General features: G+C 26.7%; 2 protein-coding genes. Both read right to left on the bottom strand.

All coding sequences use genetic code 11. The features are described from left to right. Positions 1-100: 100 nt before the first annotated feature. Entirely contained in the window at positions 101-1960 is a 1860-nt protein-coding gene (locus tag ELQ12_RS09460) for a motility associated factor glycosyltransferase family protein (protein ID WP_134264739.1), read from the bottom strand. After that, positions 1957-3133, bottom strand: a 1177-nt coding sequence (locus ELQ12_RS09455) for a 6-hydroxymethylpterin diphosphokinase MptE-like protein (RefSeq protein WP_134264738.1), incomplete at its 5' end; no start/stop codon positions are given. The genes ELQ12_RS09455 and ELQ12_RS09460, both read right to left, overlap by 4 nt.

Genomic DNA, 3133 nt, shown 5'->3' with positions numbered 1-3133 from the left:
AAGTTCAAATTTAGTATCTTTAATTTTTTTTAACTCTTCTTTAAGAATTAAATTGCTTAAAGCATTAAGATTTTTATCAAAGAGTTCTTTTTGAGTAGGATTAAAAGTCATTGAAAATCTCCTTGTTTCCCCAATTTTCTATGCAGTTTTTTATAATTTCATTTTGTTTTTCAAGATAACCCAGGCCTTGTATAAACCAATTTTTTTGAGTAGTTAAAAAATCAATAAGAGAAATTTTTTGCTTATTTTCGTTTAAAACTTGATATTTTAAAATATCGCATTCATTATGATAATACAAGGCTTGAGTGAGTTCATTATAAAGTTTTAATGATTTAAATTCTTTAAATAATTTAAGTAGATTTTGCTTGATTTTTTCTAAAGTATGAATATTTTTTTCTGATTTTTTAAGTTCAAAATCTAGTTTTTTTAATTCATTTTTGCATTTTTTAATATAATTATCAGATTTGGATATATAGCTTTTTAAAAGATTTTCTGTTTTTTGAATTTTTTCAATTATATTTTTTTTATCTAGTTTTTTAGGCAAAGGAAATGGTTTGTTTAAATTTTGTGTTAGCAAATTTTCACATACCCAAGAAAAAGGTTTTTCTATAGTTCCTTCTATTCTAGCTCCACCTTCAGTACAATTGTAGGTGTTGATATCAAGCTTTTCTTTTGCAAAAAAGATATTACGCTCAAAAGCTTGGCGGAATAAATTCCAAGTTAGCTGTGTTCTAACTTTTCCTTTACCACCATAGGCTATAGTATAAGCTTCTCCGCGTATTTCTTCTCCTTGATTGCCATAAATGTGTTCTTTAGGATGAGAACTTCCATCCTCTGCGTAAGCTAAATCTTGCCCAATAAAGATAATATTTTCATGTCTTAAGGCAGCTGCAAGTTCGTAGATCATATTAGAAACACTAGCTCCACATCCTAAATATCCAAAATCATCAAGTTTTAAAGATCCTGCAGAAAGTAATGGACGATGAACCAACATGTAATTTCTATTGTCTCGTTCTAAGAATTCAATAACCTCACGATGGACAACTGAGGCAATTATAAATAATATATCTTTATTAAATTCTCCAAAATTATTATCAAAACATTTAGAAACTATATCATCTCTTTCCATCATACAAACATAATCGGGCTTAATATTATATTTAGCTAATATAGGATAAGCGCTATCAGCAGAGTAAATTGTAGCATTATTTTGATATTTTTTTAACATAGGGAGTTGTTTTATAAGAGAAGGACCAGTGGAAACTATGATAGCGTTTTTAGTTTTCATTCTTTGTTGTTTTAAAAATTGCTGAAAAACGCTATTGTTTAGAAGTTTTGGTATGTTGTCTAGAGTTTGTTTAATGCCTATTAAAGAATCTCTAGGGTCGTTTCCACGATTTAAAACCATGAAACGAATTATTTCTATCATTTCTTGATTGAGTTTATGTATTTCTTGATAATGTAATCTTGTGTAAAAATCGCTGTGAATATGTAAAGTGTAGATTTTGGTTGTGTTTTGTATATATGGATAATTAAAAAGAGTGGTTAATTGCGCTGTTGTTAAGCCTTTAGCATGAAAAAGTATTAATTTTTCATTTTTTAATTCTTGGGTAAAATCAAAAAGATGAAAAGCAAGAGCCAAAATTTCAAGTTCATCTTCAAAAATGATGATGTGTTTATGGTTTTTATTTTCACATAAAGCTTTATAAAGCATACCATTTCCAAAACCATAGAAGAATAATACAGGATATTTATCATATTCATTTTTTAAAAGAGTTAAATTTTCTAAAAGTTCTTGATTGGGATTTTTATAAAGCATGATCTTATCTTTTATGAAATTAATTCCATTTTCATTTTGTAGTATTTTAAACTCAATTTTTTCTAAGCTACGCAGTTTGTAGGCTAATATTTGATCTACCTCAAATAAAGCTTGAGTATTTTTTAAAAAAATATTATTCATTTAAATTTACCTTGCAGTTTCTCTTGCCATTTTTGAAGTTTTCTTGCTTTAAGTTCATTTTCCAAAGGAAGAATATTTTTAAGTAATGTTTTTTCTTGTGCTTCTATATGTCCATAAATCATTTGTATATATCGTATATGTTCTTTGATCCAAAGTAAAGATTTATTAAAACTATCTTCTGGTGTTTTTGGATTTAAAACATAAATTCTAGCAAGGTTTAGCTCAAATTGGATTAAAAGTGCTTTTAAAATTTCATAGAAATCTAAATTAGTTTTGATATGTTCAATTTCTAATTTAAATTGATCAATGTATGCGAATATAAGTTTAAATTTTTTCTTGCTTTCTTCTAGATTTAAATCAGTTAATAATAAATATTCTTTTTCTATGTTAAGATAAGTAGCTTCAATTTCTTTTTTAAATTCTTGACAATGTTTAATACTTTTATAAATTCTATAATAAGCTTTAAGCATTAATTCGTTTTGTTTGCAATGGTTTAAAGGTTTAATGTTAGGGAAAGGCTTTTGAATGTTTTTTTCAAGCAGTATTTCACATACTTCTTTAAAAGGTTTTTCTATAGCTCCTTCTATTCTAGCTCCACCTTCAGTACAATTGTAGCTTGTAGAAAATACATTTTTTGCTATTAGTGTTTCGATATATTGTTTGAAGTATAACCATACGGTATGTGTTGTTACAAAACCCTTGCCCCCATATGCTAAAATATTGAATTTATCTTTATACATTTCAGATTCAAATGTGGCGGAATTTTGATAATCTTTAGGATGCGAATCCCCATTATCAGCGTAGGCTAAATCTTGCCCTATTAAGATAATATTTTTATGTTTTAAATTCATTGCAATTTCATAGTTCATATAAGCCACAGTTGGACCACCTCCAAGGTAGCTAAATTGACTAAGCATTGAATAATATAAAAAAGATGAATTTTTTGAAACTAATATATAATTCCTATTATTTTTTTCTAAATATTCAATAGTATTTGGATGAACAAGGGAAGTGCAGATAAATAATATATCTTTATCAAATTCTCCAAAATTATTGTTAAAAAATTCAGAGGTTAATGCTGTTCTTTCTAGCATACAAACATAATCAGGTTTAATATTATGTTTAGCTAAAATAGGATAAGAAGAATCTGCACAAAATATCGTAGCTTTATTG

The sequence above is a fragment of the Campylobacter sp. US25a genome (assembly GCF_004379075.1).
Taxonomy (GTDB): domain Bacteria; phylum Campylobacterota; class Campylobacteria; order Campylobacterales; family Campylobacteraceae; genus Campylobacter_D; species Campylobacter_D jejuni.
This window is presented reverse-complemented; position numbering and strand designations above follow the sequence as displayed.